We start from the raw sequence: 19,908 nt of genomic DNA, 5'->3' as shown, positions 1-19,908 counted from the left end.
TATTCCCACCCCGCACAATGCCGCCAAGCGAAGCCGACCCGATATCTTGTTCGTGTTTCTCCAGGCTCTCAGCCCCGCTTCGCTTGGCAAAAATCACATGCGGTTGAAAGTATGATTAGACCTTGTAACGGACGGTTAGGCATCGCGATGAAATAGCTTCCACTAAAGTGGAACTAATTTCCTCGCGAGCCCTTACTGCTTCAGCTCAGACCAGATCCGATCATAGAGAACGGTCGCTTTGCCGACATCGCGATTATATTGGCCTTTTTTCAATTCCGATTCCGGAACCACGATTTTATCAAGAATTTCCTTCGGCAGCAGCTTGAGCGCTTCTTCGTTCGGATTCCCGTACGGATACGTCTTGGAAACCTCGGCACTGATTTCCGGGCGCAGGATAAAATTGATGAATTTCAACGCATTCGTATAATGCGGCGCATCCTTCGGTATGACGAAGTTATCCTGCCACAAGTTCATGCCTTCCTTCGGATATACCACTTTAATATCTTTATTCGCGTCATGAGCCAGCCAACCCTCGGCATCCCACACGATGCCTGCCTTGACGTCGCCGCTGATCAGCTTGGTTTTCGGGCTGTCGCTGTCAAACGCTTTGATATTCGACTTCAACTTCATTAGCTCTGCCTTCGCTTCATCCAATTGCTTGGGATCCGTCGAATTTTGATCATATCCCAGCATGGCCAGAGTTACACCCACCATGGAACGAACGTCATCGAGCAAAACCAGATTGTTTTTAAACATCGGATCGTACAGATCGCGATAGGATGTAATTTCTTTGCCCACCAATTTGGTGTTGTACGCGATCACGACTTTACCCCACATATAAGGGATGGAGTAATCGTTATTCGGGTCAAAGTAAAGTCCCAGGAAACTTTTTCCGAGGTTCTTCATATTCGGCAGCCGGGTTTTATCGATTTGCAGCAGCATATCGCTTTTTCTTAAGACTTCAACATAGTACGTGGAAGCCACACTGATATCGTAACCCGCGTTCCCCGCCGACAGCTTTGCCATCATTTCTTCATTGGAGGAATACGTGTCATAATTGACTTTAATGCCCGTTTCCTGCTCGAACTGCTTAATGACCGTATCCGGCAAATACTCCGACCAGTTGAATACGTTGACTACTTTTTCCGTATCGCTTTTGTCGTTAGCCGGCTTCGGAACGGGCTTATTTTCCGTCGTTGCTGCAGGTGCCGCAGGAGCTGCGCTCTCAGCCGGCGCCGCGGATTGCTGGGCGGGAGCGGCCGATTGCTGCCCTCCCCCGTTGGATTCGGCGCTTTGATTGGAGCTTGATCCGCAAGCTGTCAGCACCGTTGACAATACCAAAATCAAAATCAGCAATGAAATTCTCAAATTCTTAACTGTCATGCGTACTGTTCCCCCTTAAAATAATTTGTTTTCACCCTGTTCCTGCTTCTTCGAATCCGAAAATCATGAAAATTTTCCCCAACACCCCCAATATGGACTTCATGCTTAGGGCCGCGAGCCCTTGGGCATCGCGATGAAATAACTTCCACTAATTTTGGTGGCAAAGATCAATTAAACCGCTTGATACTTTCCCGCCAAAAGTGGAACTAATTTCATCGCGAGCCCTAATTGACTGTTATTACCCGGTACACATCATTCCGCCGATCCTTTAACGGAGTAACGGAACCCGTATTGCGGTTGCGCCGGATCAATTCCAAATCGACCTCGCCGACCACAATCGTTTCGATATTGGGATTGCACTCCCCTACAACTCCGTCCCCGGGGAACGTATAGTCCGACGGAGAATAAATGCCGGATTGCGCATACTGCACATCCAAATGCTCGACATGCGTCATATTTCCAATCGTCCCGGCAATGACGGTATAAGCCTGGTTCTCCACCGCTCTCGCTTGGGCGCAATATCGAATTCGCAAATAGCCTTGCTGATCCTCCGAGCTGAACGGCGTGAAAATGATCTGTGCTCCCTGGTCAATGGCCATGCGCGCCAGCTCCGGAAAAATAATGTCATAGCCGATGAGGATGGCGATTTTTCCGCAGTCCGTATCGAATACTTGAACTTTTTTCCCTGCCTGCACTCCCCACCAGCGGCGCTCCTCGTTGGAAATATGAATTTTGGTCTGCCGTTCGATGGTTCCATCCCTTCTGAACAGATAGGCGACATTGTAGATTCCGTCGTCTTGCTCCTTCACAAAATGCGAGCCGCCTATGATGTTGATGTTGTATTTCACGGCCAAATCGGTGAACATTTCAATGTATTGCTCGGTAAACTCGGTGAGCTTGTGCACCTGCTTGCTGGGAATCGTCTCATCGAGGAAAGACAGCAATTGCGTCGTGAACGTTTCCGGAAATACGGCAAAATCGGAGCGGGAATTCGAGCTGGCATCGACGAAATACTCGCACTGCTTGACGAAGTCGTCAAAGCTTTCGATTTTTTTCAACATGTACTGGATGACGGATATCCGAACCGGAAATGAACGTTTATAATAGCGTCTGGATTTGGGCAAATAATCCGGATTGTTCCACTCCATCAATGTGGCGTAATTCAAGGATTGGGCATCATCGGGCAAATAATTGGCATTGATCCGCTTCAATACGAAGCCGTTCATCATCTGAAAGGTGAGCGGCGGATCGTAAAGCTTTTGCTGCAGCACCTGTTCGACGTATTTTCTGGGGGACATGACATCCGCATACTTATGGTAATTGGAAATGCGCCCTCCGATGATGATGCTCTCCAGGTTTTTCTCCTGCACCAGCTTCCTGCGTGCTTCATACAGCCGCTGCCCGATCTTCATTCTCCGGTATTCCGGATGAACCATGACTTCGATTCCGTACAAATTCTGGCCTTCCGGGTCATGATTGCGAATATAGCCGTCGTCCGTAATTTCGTTGTAGGAATGCTTGTCGTCATACTCTTCGAAGTCAATGATCAAGCTTGAACACGAACCGATAATCTTGCCGTCGTATTCGACGCAGAACTGTCCTTCGGGAAAAATATCGATATGGCTTTCCAGCTGTTCCCGGGTCCAGGTTTCCATTCCCGGGAAGCAAACCGTTTGCAATTGAATGATTTCGTCAATGTCTTCTTTTCGAATATTTCTCAGGATGATTTTCTTTTCGAATTTCCTCAAATCAATACCTGACATAAATATGCCCCTTCTGTTTTATCCAATGGAAATGGATGTGAATTTGTTAAACCATTGCGTATCCTTCGGGTGTCGGTTTGCCTACGCATAAGTGCATCTGTTTTTTGGAAAGATTCATGACTATGGAAAAGACCGTTTCCATCCGGCGATGCTCCGGAACCCGCGGGTTTTCATAGTGATTGATCGAATTCGGCGCATTAAACGTGTCGGAAAACAGCTTCTTCAGCTTCCGCTCATCCACCGCATCTCCCGCGTGCTGGCTCATGCCCAGCAATTGCTCGGCTCGTTTTTTGCGAAGCATCGAATCCTCAAATATAAATTCGTTCAGATCCGCAATGCTGTTCTTCAAGTCTGCGGAGCAAACGTGATTGGTATGGACGATCTTGCCTCCGCTGTTGTCCAACAGATCGATGCCGACCGGGGATACCTCAATGCTCACGGCCATCCCATTACCCTCATCGTCAGCGGCTCCGATCAGGAAATTCGCGGTCGAAGCCATTTGCCCGTGATTTATCTTCGAAATCGCCTCATGCAGGGAACGGGAATTCAGCACACTGCGCAAACCCAAGTGAATAGGCACCTGCTTGGATCTTTTATTCGTAATCAGCGCATTCAAGCAAACACCGACTCCCGCTGAATTCATGCCGATTTTTCCGATGATCCCTCCTTCCGTCAACATGGTAATGGCCGGTTTATCCGCCAGTTCGATTTCCAGCAGCAGCAGGCTTTCCTTCTGCCTGGCCTTCCAATCCCAATTTTGTCCGATGATCGTATCGCTCGAAATCGGCGGGAACACGCCGACTGCGGTGCATCCGTCCGCAAACGCCTTTTTTTTGCGGCCTGCCAGAGCAATTTCGCTTCTCGCGTTCAACGCGAGGATATCTTCGAAATCCAAGCCGGAGCCTCTGGCAACCCCCTCCATTTCTTCGATCAGCTGTTCGTCATAGGAACGGATCGCTTCCACATGCTCCAAAGCGATCGTTTTGGCTTTCTTCCAGCTGATTTGCTTGTATTCATAAAAGAGAGCCTCGTAGGTTTCCATGCTGCGCAGTATTTCGGCCCTGCCTTCCCGGCCGTGCATTTCCCCGATTTCCTTTGGTGATCCATGCAATTTCAACCTTTTGATCACTTTTTCAGTTCCTTCCTTCATCCTTTTTATTTCGTCAGCACTTCCGCTTTCCCCAAGTCCCAATAGACATAAGCAGTTTCACCGACGGCGAGCTCCGTCACTTTGGAGGGAGATTCACTGATCGTGACCTGTCTGCCGCTCGCTAATTTAAGCACCGACTTCACTACAGAACCGATATAGATTTTTTCGACGAACTCTCCTTGCAGATGCGGGGTTCCTTCTGACGGCTGTTTTTCGAGCCATGCTCTTTCCGGCCGGACCGTCAGAATGATTTCGTCCTGCGGCTTCAGTCCGTTTGCCGCTTTGATCGGAATCCGGCTGCCTTCAATATCGGCAAGCGCCTGATTGCTGTCGACGGCAAGCACTTTGCCGGTAAACAGATTCGTTTCGCCGATAAATCCCGCGACGAATTTGGTTCTCGGCTTCTCGTATACGTCGCTGGCCCCGCCGATTTGCTCCAGATTTCCGCCGTTCATGATGGCGATCCGGTCAGACATCGTCAACGCTTCCTCCTGATCATGGGTGACGTAAATAAAGGTTATTCCCAATCGCTGCTGCAGATGCTTCAATTCAATCTGCATTTGCTTGCGCAGTTGCAAATCCAATGCGCCCAAAGGCTCATCCAGCAGCAAAACCTTCGGATTGTTGACAAGCGCCCGGGCAATCGCGACCCTTTGCTTTTGACCGCCGCTCAACTGATCGGGTTTTCTTTTCGCAAATCCCTCGAGCTGAACAAGCTTCAACGCCCGTTCAACCTCTTCCTGAATTTCGCCTTTCTTTTTCTTCTTCATTTTTAAACCAAAGGCAATATTGTCGGACACCGTCATATGCGGGAACAGCGCATAGCTTTGGAATACCGTGTTGACATCCCGCTCGTACGGAGCCAGCCTTCCGACATCTTTACCGTCGATTTTAATCTCGCCCGATGTGAGCTGTTCGAACCCCGCAATCATCCGCAGAGTTGTCGTCTTGCCGCAGCCGCTGGGACCGAGAAGCGTCAAAAATTCTCCTTTTTTGACGTTGAACGAAACATTGTTTACTGCATTGTGACTGCCGAAACTTTTGACGACATCGATGATTTCCACCATATATTCGCTCAAGAACATTCCTCCCAAATTAGATGTCCATGTTATGAAATGTAATCCAAAAATTTATAATAGTATTTCATCAAACCGACAACTTTGCTGGATTGGCTGTAGAACGGGATCGGCCTCAATTCGTTGATTTCCAGCGGATTTTGTCTGCCTTCACCTCGCTGCTCCCGCCGAATGTTCGCCGCAAGCAATTTCCCCATCAAGGTCGACATCGCCGCTCCATGACCGGCATAGCCGTAGGCAAAATGCGTGCCGTCCTTAAGCTTGCCGATATACGGAAGCCTCTCCCGGGTAAACCCGACCTTTCCGCTCCAGCTGTACTCGATGCGGGCTTTTTCCAATTCAGGGAAAACCTTGACCATGCCAGCGCGCAGATTCAAGAACAATTCCCGCGCATCCCGCTTTCCCGTCGTTCTGCCCGAACCTCCGAAAGCGATCCGGTTGTCCGGCGTTCTCCGGAAATAATAAAGCATGTATTTGGTGTCATAGACGGACCGATCTTGCGGAATCAAGGACTGCGCCAGTTTTTCGGGCAGCTGCTCTGTGGCGATCATGATGCTTTCCACGGGAATGATCGTTTTCGAAATGAGCGGATGCAGATTACCAGAGTAGGCATTCGTGGCAATGACAAGCTCATTGGCAATAACCCTGCCGTGTTCCGTCTTCACCACAACCCTGTTTTGCGCATCCCGCTCGATGGAGCGCGCGGGCGAGCGTTCGAAGATTGTTCCGCCCTGATTCTCCACGGCCTCCGCCAATCCCAAAGCATAATTCATCGGGTGGAACGAAGCGCTGGTCTCGTCAATGGAGCCGCCGAAATAAAAATCCGTTTTCAGTTCATTCGGCAAATCCCGCTTCTCGACGATTTTGACGGAATAATTGAAGTCCCGTTGAAGGGCTTGCTGTTCTTTTTTCAGTTCCTCCAGATGAGAGGGTTTGTAGGCAGCTGCCAAATGGCCTTTTCTTTGGAACGAGCATGAAATGCCGTTCTCCTGCGTGATGCTTTCAATCAATGCGATGGAATCGAGGGACATTTGCAGCATCTGTCTGGCCGCATCCAGACCCTTTTGTTTGACCAAAGCGCTCATGGAATGGAGATAGCCTGTGAGAATCTGCCCGCCGTTTCTCCCGCTGCCTCCGGCGCCTACTTTGGACTGTTCCAATACAATGGTTCGGGTGTTATTTTTCTGTAAATGATAAGCTGTGGAAAGTCCCGTAAAGCCGGCTCCGATCACCACAACGTCGCAGTAGTGGTCTCCCTCTAACGACGAACGCGGTTTTGAGGGATTGGCCGTCGCTTCCCAAACGGATACCAAATCCATGAATTCACTTCCCTTTGATGTTTTCATGCCGCACCTATCTTGAAAATTCGCTTCCGCTAAAAATCAGCAATTCAATGCGAATTCTTCAAGGGCGCTTCAACTTGCCATTTTCATCACCCACTGGTGCCATGGAAATGGCATAGGACGTCTATGCTTTGAATTCCACGGAATACAAATCGTTGCGCATATTTTTCAGCAGCGGCGTCGATATGTTGGTGAGCGTGCTTCGGGAGAGATGCAGCGCCTCCATATCTACCGCGCCTGAAACAATCATTTCCTCATTCTCGATTCCTTCCGCAATCACACCCTCGGACGGAAAATACGCATCGCATGGAGCATAGATGCCCCCGGTTGTAAAGTTGTTCTTGAAATCAGGCATTTCATCGATCGTGCCGGTTGTTCCCGTTACGACAACAAAGCACTGGTTCTCGATCGCCCGCGCTTTTGCGCAGGATTTGACCCGGTATAATCCTTGTCGGGAGGCTGTGCTGGACGGGGAAAAAAGAATCACCGCCCCCTTGGATACGGCATATCGGGACAATTCCGGAAACTCGATATCGTAACACGTCAGCAAGGAAACCTTTCCATGCTCGGTATCAAAGACGTGAAGCTCGTTGCCCTGCTTTAGATCCCATTCAAGCGCTTCCCACTGAGTCAAGTGGATTTTGTCCTGATATACGTTAGTTCCATCCGGCCGAAAAAGATATGCGCGATTTACATAGTCGCCGCCGTCATCTTTGACGATGATCGTTCCGGCGACGATATAAACCTGATATTGCTTGCTGTAGCGGGTAAAAAAATCAAGATAATCGGGCAAATAATCGTTGATGTCCCGGACGACCTCAAAAGGCGCTTTCGGCTGAATCGCAGCCAATTCCGCCGTGAACAATTCAGGAAACACGATGAAATGCGGTTCATGCGTCAACGCCTGCTGTATGTAGTCCTCAACTTGGCGGAAAAACTCCTCCTTGCTGTGAATGCTCTTCAACCGAAACTGCACAGCCGCAATGTTGATTTGCACAATACCCATCCTTTTTTACGTTTGTTTTTTCTGAAGAAGCTCGCTTAGGATGACGACAAACAAGGTAGCCGCCAGCATGATCGTCGATAATGCGTTGATCTCCGGCGTCACTCCGAAACGCACCATCGAGAAAATTTGCAGCGGCAGCGTCGTGCTCCCGGGACCGGCGACAAAGAAACTGACGATCACATCATCAATGGAAATCGTAAACGCAAGCAAGGCGCTTGCTATGATAGCGGGTTGAATGATCGGCAGGGTGATCAGCCGGAAGGTTTTCCATTCATTCGCCCCCAAGTCCATCGCCGCTTCTTCGACGGATTTGTCAAAACCCTGCAAGCGCGCGCGAATGACCACAATAACGTAAGGAATGCTGAATGTAACGTGCGCGATAATCAGCGTCGCAATCCCCAATGGCAGTTTCATCATGGAGAAAAAAGCCAGAAGGGAAATCCCCATTACAATTTCCGGGAGAACCAGCGGGACATTAAGCATACCGTCCAAAACCGATTTGCCTTTGAATTTGTACCGGTACATGCCCACCGCCACCAGAATGCCGAAGATAACCGACAGCAGGGTTGAAGCAAATGCAACGATCAGCGTTATTTTGGCCGCATGCAGAACGTTGGCATTCTGCCACAGCGATCCGTACCATTTGAAGGTAAACCCGGTCCATACCGCATTCAATTTGGAGTCATTGAACGAGAAAATTACGAGAATCAATATCGGAAGATACAAAAACCCATAGATTAAAGCTCCATAGGTCCTCGCGGCCAGTTTTGAAAGCGTCATCTATATCAACTCCAAATCTTCTTTTTTCCCGCCGGAGAATTTGAAATACCCTGCAATCATCAACATCGTGGCGACAATGAGGATGATCGAAAGGGCTGAACCAAACGGCCAGTCTCTCGCCGTCAAAAATTGATTTTTGATCAGGTTTCCGATCATCATCGTCTTGGCTCCCCCCAACAAATCGGGTATGAAGAACAGGCCCATTGTCGGAATAAACACCAATATGGAGCCGGCCACTACCCCGGGCATGGTCAAAGGCAGCGTTACCTTAATAAACGTCTGCCATCCTTTGGCTCCCAAATCACTGGCGGCCTCCAGCAGCGATATATCCAGCTTTTCAATGGAAGCATACAAGGGCAGGACCATAAACGGGAACAACGTGTAGATGAGTCCGATCAATACCGCGCCATTGTTGTATAAAAGGTTCAGCGGCTGCGATATCCAATGATAATGCAGAAACAGCGAGTTGATCACTCCCTCCGTGCGCAGCAGAACGATCCATGAATAAGTGCGGATCAATGAATTCGTCCAGAAAGGGATAATGACCAAAAACATCAAGATCGTCCGGTATTTCACTGGCGAGCGGGCAATCAGGTAGGCAAATGGATACCCGAAAATCACGCAGGCAAACGTTGTTATGAAAGCGACCAGAATCGATTCCAAAAACATCATAAAATACAGCGAATCAAAAAAGCGCTTGTAATTATCCAAAGTAAACGTGTAATCGATGCCGCCGTACACGCCTCTTGACATAAAACTGACGAACAGCACCAACACCAGCGGAACAAACAAAAAGACAAGCATCCAGACCGTCGCAGGGGACAGCGTCCAGATCGGCGCAAAGCTCTGCCATCTTTTCTTCGATTCATTGCCTTCCAAACACGACCACTCCTTGATGTATGATTTTAGATTCTATGCAGAAATGAATAATTACCCATTTTTGAATAAATTGAAATTTTTCAATAAAATAATTTATTAGAATTGATTGTAATATAAAAAATCATGGTTTACTATGGATTTTCCTGGCAGTCCGCTCCTCTTTTCTGAATTATATTGTGAAATACTATGCAAATATGAATAGTTTCGGTTCGATTTCTTTCTTGATTTGCAATAAAGCAATAATTATGCCAAGTCGCTTCCATGCTTCGACGATTTCCGCTTTGCCCGCATCGGAAATCCGATATAGGGCCCCGCCTCCGCAACCAGCAAGCCCAAGACAAACATGAAGATTCCGGCCCACATGCGAACGGTGAGGTTTTCTCCCCACAGCCACCACGAAAAAAGATACGCAAAGAACGAATCAAAGGTGATAATAATCCCGGCATGCGCCGGATGGGCGTATTTCTGCGCATAGATTTGACCCATATAGGCCAATAATGTGCCGAACAGCAAATCAAATCCGTAGGCAAACCAACCGTATGGGGAAAGAGCGGACGGGAGGGGCTCCAAGGGAGCGGCAAAGCTTAGCGTGACGATCCCTACGACAAACAGCTGCATCATGACAAAAATCGACACAGGCAGCTCCGATTTGCTGTTTCGGTGATAACGGTCGACCACCATGATGTGGACGGCAAAAAACAAAGCCCCGCCGAGAGTCAACAAATCTCCGGCATTTAATCCGATGAAATCGAAGGAATCCTTCCATGAAAACAACGCCAGCCCGGCAAAAACAATCAAAGCGCTGATGATCGTATCGGCGCGCAGTGGCTTTCGGCTCCACAGGAAATAAAGGAAGGGAGTCCAGAGTACTGCCGTGCCGGTAAACAGTCCGGCCTTTCCGGGCGTCGTCAGCCGAATGCCGAAGGTTTGCAGATTAAAGGCCGCTGCCAAGGCCAATCCGGCCACGGCACCCGACAGCATATCGAACCTCGTCAGCCGGCGCAGGAGCCGCCATGCAAACAAGAGCAGCAGCAGCGATGCAATCAAAAAGCGGGAGCCGATAAAATAAAGCGGCGTGATTTCTTCGACCAAATCTTTGGTCAAGACAAAGGTATATCCCCACGAAACGGCAATGCAGAACAAAATTAAATCGGCGAACAGCGATTTTTTCATGATGGAACCTCTCTCGGACTTAGGGCTCGCGATGCCCTCATTGATTTCGCTTTCACTTACAGCGATAAGGTGAAGCGAAGCAAAAATCGTGCCAAACTGCGAAAACATGCTGTAACGCCGCTGCACTGCGGATTGCCGGGTTGACGCACGCACTTATCCGATACGTTCCCGTTATACAATGATGGATTAATTATGCAGGTTTGAATCTTCTTCATCGAAGCATAATTTTGGATGTGATTACATCCCCTTGCATTGGCGAAAAGGCTGCGGAATGCGTTGACGTTTGTCCCGTGGATTGCATCAAGGAAGGCGAGGATCAATACTACATAGACCCGGATACCTGCATCGAATGCGGAGCTTGCGAATCGGCTTGCCCGGTAGCGGCGATTTACCACGAAAGCTTCGTGCCGGATGAGGAACTGGATTTCATCGATAAGAACCGGGAATTTTTCCAAAAATAAAAAAGACGCCTGACGCGTCCTTGGATCGTTCCCGTTCTTTTGATCGTGTTGGAGGATCAGACTGTCGAGAAACTCGACAGTCTGAAAACATGCTTCGAAGTCTTTTGCGGGAAGTCAGATGCCCTGTTCGCGAATCCCTTCAACCACGCCGTCCCACAGCCTGATTCTGGCCTGAAGCGCTCTTTGCGCGGCTTCCTCCGCTTCCCTTAATGCGTCCTCACTGCTGCCGCACAGGAAATACAAGAGCTTCTCGGCCAGCGGGCCGTGTTCGTTCTCATCCAGCTCGATATGGCGGCGAAGATAATAGTCCAGCCAACGGGTTTCAATCCCGCTGTTCTGCAATTCGTCCACCAGCACCTGAAACATATCCGGAATGATCTCTTCCCGTCCGAAGAAAAAGGCAGCCGCCACCTCATGCGGCTTTCCCTCGAATACAAATTGCAGGCTGCTTCTGACGAAATCTGCGGCCGGATCGGGGATCCGTCCGTCCTCCAAGGCCCGAAAGGGATTCTCTCCCTGCGCGACCCGCTCCACATACGTGCGAATCGGGGAGACATCGGCCCCCACCTCGCCCATCGCATTCAAATACAGCTCATAATGGCTGATGTAATGGCCTTCTCCGTCTTCGTCCGTTTCTTCCCCCAGCACAATTTCGTTGATGAATCTGGCATAATTGGCATCAGGTCCCGGTACCCAAGGCACGGTCACACAGGTGATCACATTCTGCAGCTTTTTCAACAAGCTCATAAAATCCCATACCGCAAACACATGATGCTGCATGAAATATTTCACCCGCTCCGGCGTATTCACAATCGTGTACACCGGATGCTCCAACAGCTCCTCTCTCAACCGCTTCAGCCGACTGAACGTTTGCTGATCCATTTTGTCAAACCGTCCCCTTCTATAAGTTCGTTCGTCATCATCGGCAAATTATGATGACAGTGCTTGCCCCTGTCGAGATGGCGTTCCGACCTCCACCTTCCGCAAATATCCCATCGAGATCACGCCAAGCGCAGGCCCGATCGCCAGAACCGCAAATACCCACTGCCAGCCTATCCAGGATTGCAAAAAAGGAATCAGATTAATCGAAAAGACCGAAATGAAAAAGCCTACGGCCATTTGGAAGGTTAAAGCGGTGCCCACATACTCGGGATTGGAATACTCGGTGACGGCTGCGGAAAATTGCGCCGAATCGGCGATCACGGCGATTCCCCAAACCAACGCGATAAGAAGCGTGATCCAAACCGCCTGACCATAGGTAAACCCGATGGTAATGGAGCATAATGCGCTGACGGCCATCGCTCCGCCGGACAGCCTGGCCCTGCCGATTTTGTCGGCCAGCAGCCCCCCGGCAATGCATCCGAAGGCCCCGGCCACGCCAATAATCAAGAAGGAGTACCATTCACCCGCAGACTGATGAAATGCTGTATTCGGCAGACTTGCAAAGGACGCCTTCAAAAACATCGGGAGCCATGTCCACACGGCGTACAACTCCCACATATGGCCGAAGTATCCGTAATTGGCCAGCATGATCGGACGATTCGCCAAAATCTCGCGCAGCTTGCCGAACGATAACCGCGCTTGCTTCCCGGCCGCCTTCGGCACATCGGGAAGCACCCATTGCATGAAGGCGGCAGCAGCCACTGCCAGTATCGAGCTTGCTGCGATAATCCACTTCCAGTTGAACGCCAAAGCGTACGCGGCAACAAAATGAGGCAGCGCGGAGCCAAGCGTCAGCGCGGCGATCAGCACGCCTATGCCCAAGCCCCGCTTCCTCGGAAACCACTGCGACAGCAATTTCACGCCCACCGGGTACACTCCGGCCAACGACACCCCCGTCAGAAAACGCAGCAGCAGTCCCGCTTCCGCATGATGCGCCACAAGAATCCAACCGTTAAAGGCCGCCCCCAAGAGCGACGACAGAGCAAACAACCGCCTTGGATTCATCCGGTCGGGCAGCGCCGTCAGGGAGCTGATCAAAGATCCGCTAATAAAGCCCAACTGGACGGCAGCGGTAATCCAAGGTCCATAACCTTTGCCCGCATTCCAAGCTTTTTCGATTTCCTCCAACACGACCGAGGCGCTGAACCACAAACTCAAGGAAAACAACACGGAGACCGCAATCCAGAACAAAGCCAACCATCTGCTGAAAGCGATCTTTTCCGATTTTGCCATCGGCTCCGGCAACATCCCCTGCATCGGCTTTACCGGACTCATCAACCGTTCCCCCTTTCAGCTATCCTGCCGGATCCGGCATACTGTCTTGATTATACAAAAACCCGCTGCTTTCTAAAAGGATATTTTCCTGCACAAGGATTGATACATTTTCAGTTTGGCCGGGATCGGGGTTTTAAGAGCCCGGCAGTTTATCCGGTTTTTTCCCGAACCATTTCCTGTAGATTTTCTCATAGGTTCCATTTTGGGAAACCGCTTCGATCGCCTGGTCGATTCGGCCGATGTTCTTGCCCCTTTTTTTCGTAAACATGCCATAGTTTTCTTTGGTCAAAGTCCCTCCGAGAATTTTCACCTTGCCTTTGCCTGCCGTACGGACAAAGTTCCTGGAAGGCTGTTCGTCAAAGATGACGGCATCCACTTTGTTGTTCATGAGATCCTCAAAGGCTTGGGAAATTTCGGGATATCCTTTAACCGATTTGAGGCCCTGCAGCTCGCTGGAAAATTGATAGCCCGTCGTCGCCAATTTGGTTCCAACGGTTTTGTCCTTGAGATCATGGGTGCTGTGGATTTGCTTATTGCTCGCTGAAGTCAGCAGCACCAGCCCCGTATCATAATATGGCATTGAAAATTCCAGTTCGTTTTTGCGCGCCTGATTGATGGTCATGCCTGCAAGACCCACGTCCGCTTTACCTGTCTTGACCGCTTCGATCAATTCACCGAAATCCATCGCTTCAAATTTGTATTTCTTAAATCCCGCTTCGCGTGCAATGGCATTCCACAAATCGATTTCAAAGCCTTTATAGGATCCTTCCTCCACGTATGTAAACGGCTTGAAATTGCTTTCCACCCCGACGATCATCGTTTTATTCCCCGTGCAGGCGGTCAGCGCTAGCATGCCGATTAACGAAATCAAGATCCAGATGTTCCTCCTGGCCTTCATGTAAATCCCCCTTTAGCATTTTGGACATGAGATATTTTTCCTCACTCCAGCCTTTGCTATTCAAGTCAACCCTTGCCTTTGGCCGAAGCGTTTTTGTCCGCGAAAAAAACAAGCGCCCCGCCGAAGGGCACTTGCTTCTCAGAACTTGATTTGAAGTTGGCTTGATTCAATGCTTGAGTCAAATGAACCAAGGACGCAGGAGTGAAATGGCCAGCAGATCAAACAATACCAAGGGTATGACGGTGGAGTAGTAAAACGGATTATAGAAAAATTGACGGGAAGACATTAGGGAAGTCGGAACGCTTAAATAGACATGCTTATGATCCACGCTGACAATTACGCCTTGAATCACATGGCCGTCCATGGTTTGGATTTGAACATATTTGTGGATGTGCTTCTCGCAAACGCTGTAAGCCTCATCTCTCAGCCTTTTCAAATGCTCCACGATGGACGGGTTCGCCTTGTATATGATCTGCGGCGGCTGTTGCGGCGGCTGCAGCTGTTGGGGCGGCTGCTGCATCTGCCGATCCTCATTCGAATTTTCCGGCATTGTGTTACACCTCCGTTTCTCACTCTATACCTTATGACATTTGCCCAGCGGGTGTGACGATCTAACGGGTAATTCTGTTATTTCATTAGATTTTGCAGCTTTTAGTTCTTCACTTGATAGAAGTTTTTCTTCCTAAAAGGGTGTCAAATGCCCAGATTCCGGAATAATCTTTGGTAAACAGCACTTCTTTCGAGGAGGAAATTTCATGTCGCTTTCCACTGAAACCCGTTTCCCGACCATTGGCGATCCTTTCCCGGAAATCACGGTAGACACTACTGCCGGAAAATTGTCGCTTCCCCATGCGTTCAAAGGCAAATGGTTCATCCTGTTCAGCCATCCCGGCGACTTCACCCCGGTCTGCACCACGGAGTTCGTATCCTTCCAAAGGTTTATCGGGAATTTCCAACAGATGAATGTGGAGCTGATCGGATTATCGGTCGATCAAGTGTTTTCCCATATCAAGTGGCTGGAGTGGATCAAGGCGAATTTACGGGTGGATATCAGCTTTCCCATCATTGCGGACCCTTTGGGCGTTACGGCCAACAAACTCGGGATGATTCACCCTGGAGCCGGAACCCGCACGGTACGCGCGGTTTTTATCGTCGATGATAAGGGAATTATCCGATTAATTCTGCTTTACCCGGCTGAGGTCGGCCGAAACATCCACGAAATCCTGAGGGCGGTGCATGCCCTACAGACCGCTTCACAGTATAATGTGGCCACTCCGGCGAACTGGCCCGATAATGAAATCATCGGCAGCGGCGTCATCCTTCCCCCGCCCGAATCCGTTCATTCGGCCATAGAGCGGTTGGAAAAGGCCAAAGCCGGGCAGTGGAGCTGTCTTGACTGGTGGTTTTGCTACAAAAATGACCGTTAACGTTAGTATACTTGACTGGTTTGCGGGCTTTTTGTATTCTTAGCCCAACACCCGCGAATTGAACTTGCAAAGGGATGACTTGCAAGCCTTGTCAAGGGGAAACCTCAAACTGCAAACGGAGGTGCTCACTTTTGTCCAGATTGTCTGCGTTACATCATGTATCCCAAGAAATTGCGGAAGCAATCACAGCCGCATTGGCAATCGAGGTGGAGATTATAGACGATACATTGACGATTGTCGCCGGAACGGGCAGGTATAAAGAAAAAATCGGTCAGCAGGAGGAAGAAGGCGACATTGAATCGGGTTATACGTACAGCCTGGTCTTGCGGACAGGGAAGGCATATATTATTGAAGACGCCCGCAACGATCCCGTATACGACGCGCGGGAAAGCGAGCTGGCCGAAGTCTGCTGCCCGATTTTTTTAGATCGGCAAGTCATCGGTTTGATCGGCTTGGTTGCCTTCAATGAACAGCAGCGGGATTTGCTTTTGCAAAACAAGGAGAATTTGCTGCTCTTTCTCAAGCGAATGGCCTTTCTCCTGGCAAGCAAAGTCTCAGAAAAGAAAATCGCCACGGAGCTGACGATCATCGTCGAGACGATCCGTGACGGAATTATCGCTGTCGACCGCGATGGCACGATTACCTCCAGCAACCAAATGGCGGAGAAGCTGATTGGAAAACCGCGAACGGAATTGATCGGAAAAAAACTTGTCTCATTCTGGCCCGACTCCCCGGTAATGGACGTGATCGAAAGCGGGGTGGAATGCCGCGACCGTGAAGAAATCTACCGCAACCACACCGGAAAGCCGATGCATGTTTTCACGACGATTTGCCCGATTTTGCACGGGGATGAAAAAGCCGGGACGGGAAACGGCCGGGCAGCATTTGGCGCAGTCGTCTCGTTTCGCGATATGGCCGATGTGCGGCGCATGGTCTACGACATGACGGAGAAACGGGAGGACGCTTCCTTTCTCGAAATCATCGGGAAAAGCAAGAGTATTCGCGAGGTGGTGGACCAGGGCGAAAAAATCTCCCAGAGCAATTCGACGGTCCTGATTACCGGAGAAAGCGGGACGGGAAAAGGCTTGTTCGCCCGCAGCATCCACTCTGCCAGCCCGCGCAAAAATCGTCCGTTTATCGCGGTAAACTGCGGGGCCATTCCCGATTCGCTCCTGGAGAGCGAGCTGTTTGGCTACGAATCGGGAGCTTTTACCGGCGCGAGGAAGACTGGAAAGGCAGGAAAGTTCGAGCTGGCCAACGGCGGGACCATCTTTCTCGACGAAATCGGCGATTTGCCGCTGCATCTGCAAGTCAAGCTGCTGCATGTGCTGCAATCGCGGGAGATTGAGCGAGTCGGCGGCACAACAGTTTTTCCCGTGGATGTCCGCGTCATTGCGGCGACGAATCGCAATCTCGAGCGGATGATTCAGGATGGCGAGTTTCGCGAAGATTTGTACTTTCGGCTGAACGTCATTCCCATCCACATCCCGCCGCTGCGTGAACGGCGCGAGGATATCCCGATTCTCCTGGAATACGCGCTCCGCAAATATGTGCAGATGTTCGACAAGCAGATCACCTGGTTTGACGATGCAACGCTGGACTTGCTCACAAGCTATCACTGGCCGGGAAACATTCGCGAGCTGGAAAACGTCGTCGAGTATGCCGTCAACATCGAAAACAGCCAAGTCATTACAATGCAGAGCGTCCCGATCCGCTTGCGCCGCATTCAGGAAGCGCAAATGACCGAAGGAGCGCCGTTGACGTTGAAAAAACAGCTTGATGCGGTAGAAAAAGGATTGATCGAAAATTGCCTGAATCGGACAGGCTATTCGGTCGAAGGCAAGACCAAAGCGGCACACCTGCTCGGCATCAGCGAATCGACCCTGTATCGGAGAATCAGGGAGCTGAATATCGACAAAAAAGGTCAGCGTTAATTTGTCAACTTTGACAAATTATTTGTCAAATATACCAACAAGGGACATGAGCGACTTTGCGAAAACGCGTTCCTCTCTTGCTTCACCCCTTTTCTTGGCTTCTTCCTTGTTTGATTTGTCATTCTTGACAAACCAGCCGGTGAGAAAACGCCTGACGGCGTCCTTGGATCGCATCCAATTGAAATTATATTCCCTTCATAGAATTCCTGCAATTTTGCATCAATTTCAATTTGTTCGTTTCCGCCACATTCATTTTCCTGCGGAAATGCTTTGTTTAGGCTTACCAATCTCCTATTCAAGCAGAAATGTCTTTTATTAATTCTATTATTTTGAGAAAACCTCTATTGAAACCTTCCAAGATGGACGACAGCAATCTACATCCGGTTTTTTCCTTGTTCCGCGGTAGGCACGGTTATTGCTTTAATAAGGGGTGTGAACCGAACAATCCAGTGAACGAGGTGGTAATAGTAATGATCAATCGCAAGCGGCTGCAGCATTTATTAGAAGAGGAGCTTACCCGGTTTGAGGCGGAACATCCCCGCTCCAAAGCATTGTTTGAACGAGCCAAAGCCAGTCTGATCGACGGCGTTCCGATGAATTGGATGGTGAAGTGGGCCGGCGGTTTTCCGCTTTTTGTGAAGGAAGGAAAAGGCGCCTACTTTACGGATGTTGACGGACATCGCTACATCGACTTCTGTCTGGGCGATACCGGATCGATGACCGGGCATGCGCCGCAGGGGTCTGTCGGAGCGATTGCCAAACGAGTCGAGAGCGGCGTTACGTTTATGCTGCCTACCGAAGACGCGGTATGGGTGGGCGAAGAACTGTCCCGTCGCTTCGGCCTGCCATATTGGCAAGTGGCGATTTCGGCTACGGATGCCAATCGCTTCGCCCTTCGTCTCGCCCGGCACATCGCAAAGCGCAAATACGTGCTTGTGTTTAACTACTGCTACCACGGCACTGTCGATGAGTCGTTCATCACGTTGACGGATGGCGTCGCCCATTGCCGCGAAGGCAACATCGGACCGCAAATCGATCCGGTCAAGACGACAAAGGTCGTCGAATTCAACGATATCGAAGCGCTGGAAAAAGCGCTGGCGCCTGGCGATGTCGCTTGCGTCCTGGCAGAGCCTGTGATGACCAACATCGGCATCATCCATCCAGACCCCGGCTTCCTCGATGCACTGCGGGAAATTACCAAGCGCACCGGCACCTTGCTGATTTACGATGAGACGCATACGATGAGCGCCGGACCAGGCGGATACACGGGAGCACACGGTTTGAAGCCGGACATGTTGACCGCAGGCAAGGCGATTGGCAGCGGAATTCCGACAGCAGTTTACGGTTTCAGCGAAGAGGTCGCTGCGCGCCTGCGCGGAACGATCGAGTTGGAAGGAGCGGACGTAGGCGGAATCGGCGGAACGTTGGCCGGAAACGCCCTGTCGATGGCTGCCATGCGGGCAACGCTGGAAAACGTGCTGACAGAGGCATCGTATGAGCGCAACATCGCCCTGGGCGAGCGCTTTGCCGCTGGAGTCGAAAAGGTCATTGCCGAAAAGAAATTGCCGTGGATCGTCAAGCGTCTCGGCTGCCGGACCGAATACTGGTTCCGCGACACCCCGCCGCGCAACGGCGGTGAAGCGGCGGCAGCAGTCGATCACGAGCTGGATCGCTTCATGCACCTTGCCGCACTGAACCGCGGCATCCTGATGACTCCATTCCACAATATGGCCTTGATTTCATCGGAGACAAGCGAAGCGGATATCGATTACCACACCAAGGTTTTCCGAGAAAGCGTGGAATTGCTGCTGAGCGAATAATGCATTCGTTCACACGGTCCGGACACTGCGCCGCGCGGTTTTGCCGCGCAGTGTCCGTGTTTATCAACTTTGGAACAGCCCCTTTTTGGACCTACGCTCATCTTCCGGCCAGTTTATGGAGCATATACAAAAACCATGACGCGTGGCGCTGTTCATCATGGGAAGCGAGCATCAAGGCTTTCTGGGCATATAGATCGCCGGTTGCAGCCGAGACATCCCGGTAAAATTTCGAGTCCTCCAGTTCGTCGCGAAACGATTCCTCCACACCGGCCCTGAAAGAAGTGGGCAAAGTGACGGGAGCGAGATAGGGCTGACGTCCTCCCGTCAAGCGGGAATAGATGTCCGCAAAATGACGAATGTGCTGAATCTCATCGTTGCGGATTCCCGTAATGATCCTGCGGAAGTCTTCATTAGGGGCCAGTTGAGCCAATTTCTCGTAGGTGAGGATCGCCTCGTGCTCCCCGTTGATCGCTTTCTCCAAATCAGCAACCAGCGAGCTCTTCGCCGGATGAGCGTAGCCTGCTGCATGCATATATTCCGCTCCCACAGCGGGGTAATTCATCATGGGTGATGCCTCCTTTACTTGATTCGATATATG

General features: G+C 50.4%; 18 protein-coding genes. 4 read left to right on the top strand and 14 right to left on the bottom strand.

Features of this window, described 5'->3' with window-relative positions:
• Nucleotides 1-192: 192 nt before the first annotated feature.
• The 9 genes from VF724_RS04150 to VF724_RS04110 all read right to left on the bottom strand — a co-directional run bounded on the left by VF724_RS04150 (nt 193) and on the right by VF724_RS04110 (nt 10,553).
• Nucleotides 193-1,383, bottom strand: coding sequence for an ABC transporter substrate-binding protein (locus VF724_RS04150; RefSeq protein WP_371752957.1), 1,191 nt, complete (start codon nt 1,381-1,383; stop codon nt 193-195).
• 224 nt (nt 1,384-1,607) lie between these two features.
• Nucleotides 1,608-3,146, bottom strand: coding sequence for a GNAT family N-acetyltransferase (locus tag VF724_RS04145; protein ID WP_371752956.1), 1,539 nt, complete (start codon nt 3,144-3,146; stop codon nt 1,608-1,610).
• A gap of 46 nt (nt 3,147-3,192) precedes the next feature.
• Nucleotides 3,193-4,275: a C45 family autoproteolytic acyltransferase/hydrolase gene (locus VF724_RS04140; RefSeq protein WP_371752955.1), complete on the bottom strand. Its 1,083-nt coding sequence runs from the start codon at nt 4,273-4,275 to the stop codon at nt 3,193-3,195.
• A gap of 26 nt (nt 4,276-4,301) precedes the next feature.
• The gene (locus VF724_RS04135) at nt 4,302-5,381 is read right to left on the bottom strand and encodes an ABC transporter ATP-binding protein (RefSeq protein ID WP_371752954.1); all 1,080 of its coding nucleotides are present in this window, start codon (nt 5,379-5,381) and stop codon (nt 4,302-4,304) included.
• Between the two features lie 23 nt (nt 5,382-5,404).
• The gene (locus VF724_RS04130; RefSeq protein ID WP_371752953.1) at nt 5,405-6,691 is read right to left on the bottom strand and encodes an NAD(P)/FAD-dependent oxidoreductase; all 1,287 of its coding nucleotides are present in this window, start codon (nt 6,689-6,691) and stop codon (nt 5,405-5,407) included.
• A 148-nt stretch (nt 6,692-6,839) separates the two neighbouring features.
• Nucleotides 6,840-7,712, bottom strand: a complete 873-nt coding sequence (locus tag VF724_RS04125; RefSeq protein ID WP_371752952.1) for a carbon-nitrogen hydrolase family protein — start codon at nt 7,710-7,712, stop codon at nt 6,840-6,842.
• Between the two features lie 15 nt (nt 7,713-7,727).
• A complete protein-coding gene (locus VF724_RS04120) occupies nt 7,728-8,501 on the bottom strand; it encodes an ABC transporter permease (protein WP_371752951.1) in 774 nt (257 codons plus the stop codon).
• Complete coding sequence (locus VF724_RS04115; protein WP_371753052.1) at nt 8,502-9,305, bottom strand: ABC transporter permease; 804 nt, start codon at nt 9,303-9,305, stop codon at nt 8,502-8,504. It abuts the gene before it with no gap.
• Nucleotides 9,306-9,623: 318 nt separating this feature from the next.
• Nucleotides 9,624-10,553, bottom strand: coding sequence for a DMT family transporter (locus VF724_RS04110; protein WP_371752950.1), 930 nt, complete (start codon nt 10,551-10,553; stop codon nt 9,624-9,626).
• 224 nt (nt 10,554-10,777) lie between these two features.
• Here VF724_RS04110 and VF724_RS04105 point away from each other — a divergent pair, with 224 nt between their 5' ends.
• Nucleotides 10,778-11,014, top strand: coding sequence for a ferredoxin family protein (locus VF724_RS04105; protein ID WP_371753051.1), 237 nt, complete (start codon nt 10,778-10,780; stop codon nt 11,012-11,014).
• A gap of 114 nt (nt 11,015-11,128) precedes the next feature.
• On the opposite strand, the gene VF724_RS04100 is transcribed toward VF724_RS04105, so the two are convergent.
• The 4 genes from VF724_RS04100 to VF724_RS04085 all read right to left on the bottom strand — a co-directional run bounded on the left by VF724_RS04100 (nt 11,129) and on the right by VF724_RS04085 (nt 14,679).
• Nucleotides 11,129-11,896 carry a DUF3050 domain-containing protein gene (locus tag VF724_RS04100; RefSeq protein ID WP_371752949.1) on the bottom strand — a complete coding sequence of 256 codons (768 nt, stop codon included), beginning with the start codon at nt 11,894-11,896 and terminating at the stop codon, nt 11,129-11,131.
• A gap of 48 nt (nt 11,897-11,944) precedes the next feature.
• Nucleotides 11,945-13,231 (bottom strand): MFS transporter, encoded by a 1,287-nt coding sequence (locus VF724_RS04095; RefSeq protein WP_371752948.1) that lies wholly within the window; start codon nt 13,229-13,231, stop codon nt 11,945-11,947.
• 133 nt (nt 13,232-13,364) lie between these two features.
• Nucleotides 13,365-14,129 (bottom strand): transporter substrate-binding domain-containing protein, encoded by a 765-nt coding sequence (locus VF724_RS04090; protein ID WP_371752947.1) that lies wholly within the window; start codon nt 14,127-14,129, stop codon nt 13,365-13,367.
• A gap of 178 nt (nt 14,130-14,307) precedes the next feature.
• Nucleotides 14,308-14,679 carry a hypothetical protein gene (locus VF724_RS04085; protein WP_371752946.1) on the bottom strand — a complete coding sequence of 124 codons (372 nt, stop codon included), beginning with the start codon at nt 14,677-14,679 and terminating at the stop codon, nt 14,308-14,310.
• Between the two features lie 205 nt (nt 14,680-14,884).
• On the opposite strand from VF724_RS04085, the gene VF724_RS04080 reads away from it, so the two are divergent.
• The 3 genes from VF724_RS04080 to VF724_RS04070 all read left to right on the top strand — a co-directional run bounded on the left by VF724_RS04080 (nt 14,885) and on the right by VF724_RS04070 (nt 19,310).
• Nucleotides 14,885-15,556 carry a peroxiredoxin gene (locus tag VF724_RS04080; protein ID WP_371752945.1) on the top strand — a complete coding sequence of 224 codons (672 nt, stop codon included), beginning with the start codon at nt 14,885-14,887 and terminating at the stop codon, nt 15,554-15,556.
• 131 nt (nt 15,557-15,687) lie between these two features.
• On the top strand, nt 15,688-17,490 hold the full coding sequence (locus tag VF724_RS04075) for a sigma-54-dependent Fis family transcriptional regulator (protein ID WP_371752944.1): 1,803 nt from the start codon (nt 15,688-15,690) through the stop codon (nt 17,488-17,490).
• A gap of 470 nt (nt 17,491-17,960) precedes the next feature.
• Nucleotides 17,961-19,310 carry an aspartate aminotransferase family protein gene (locus VF724_RS04070; protein WP_371752943.1) on the top strand — a complete coding sequence of 450 codons (1,350 nt, stop codon included), beginning with the start codon at nt 17,961-17,963 and terminating at the stop codon, nt 19,308-19,310.
• A gap of 97 nt (nt 19,311-19,407) precedes the next feature.
• On the opposite strand, the gene VF724_RS04065 is transcribed toward VF724_RS04070, so the two are convergent.
• Nucleotides 19,408-19,875 carry a ferritin-like domain-containing protein gene (locus VF724_RS04065; RefSeq protein ID WP_371752942.1) on the bottom strand — a complete coding sequence of 156 codons (468 nt, stop codon included), beginning with the start codon at nt 19,873-19,875 and terminating at the stop codon, nt 19,408-19,410.
• Between the last annotated feature and the right edge of the window lie 33 nt (nt 19,876-19,908).

It is taken from the genome of Ferviditalea candida, assembly GCF_035282765.1.
Lineage (GTDB): Bacteria > Bacillota > Bacilli > Paenibacillales > KCTC-25726 > Ferviditalea > Ferviditalea candida.
The sequence above is the reverse complement of the archived record's forward strand: the minus strand, read 5'-3'. Positions and strand labels throughout refer to the sequence as shown.

Coding starts and splice junctions, on each gene's coding strand:
- VF724_RS04065 (WP_371752942.1), bottom strand. CDS start 19,875: ATGATGAATTACCCCGCTGTGGGAGCGGAATATATGCATGCAGCAGGC.
- VF724_RS04150 (WP_371752957.1), bottom strand. CDS start 1,383: ATGACAGTTAAGAATTTGAGAATTTCATTGCTGATTTTGATTTTGGTA.
- VF724_RS04110 (WP_371752950.1), bottom strand. CDS start 10,553: ATGAAAAAATCGCTGTTCGCCGATTTAATTTTGTTCTGCATTGCCGTT.
- VF724_RS04070 (WP_371752943.1), top strand. CDS start 17,961: ATGATCAATCGCAAGCGGCTGCAGCATTTATTAGAAGAGGAGCTTACC.
- VF724_RS04115 (WP_371753052.1), bottom strand. CDS start 9,305: ATGCTTGTCTTTTTGTTTGTTCCGCTGGTGTTGGTGCTGTTCGTCAGT.
- VF724_RS04085 (WP_371752946.1), bottom strand. CDS start 14,679: ATGCCGGAAAATTCGAATGAGGATCGGCAGATGCAGCAGCCGCCCCAA.
- VF724_RS04080 (WP_371752945.1), top strand. CDS start 14,885: ATGTCGCTTTCCACTGAAACCCGTTTCCCGACCATTGGCGATCCTTTC.
- VF724_RS04120 (WP_371752951.1), bottom strand. CDS start 8,501: ATGACGCTTTCAAAACTGGCCGCGAGGACCTATGGAGCTTTAATCTAT.
- VF724_RS04130 (WP_371752953.1), bottom strand. CDS start 6,691: ATGGATTTGGTATCCGTTTGGGAAGCGACGGCCAATCCCTCAAAACCG.
- VF724_RS04100 (WP_371752949.1), bottom strand. CDS start 11,896: ATGGATCAGCAAACGTTCAGTCGGCTGAAGCGGTTGAGAGAGGAGCTG.
- VF724_RS04095 (WP_371752948.1), bottom strand. CDS start 13,231: ATGAGTCCGGTAAAGCCGATGCAGGGGATGTTGCCGGAGCCGATGGCA.
- VF724_RS04135 (WP_371752954.1), bottom strand. CDS start 5,381: ATGTTCTTGAGCGAATATATGGTGGAAATCATCGATGTCGTCAAAAGT.
- VF724_RS04145 (WP_371752956.1), bottom strand. CDS start 3,146: ATGTCAGGTATTGATTTGAGGAAATTCGAAAAGAAAATCATCCTGAGA.
- VF724_RS04090 (WP_371752947.1), bottom strand. CDS start 14,129: ATGAAGGCCAGGAGGAACATCTGGATCTTGATTTCGTTAATCGGCATG.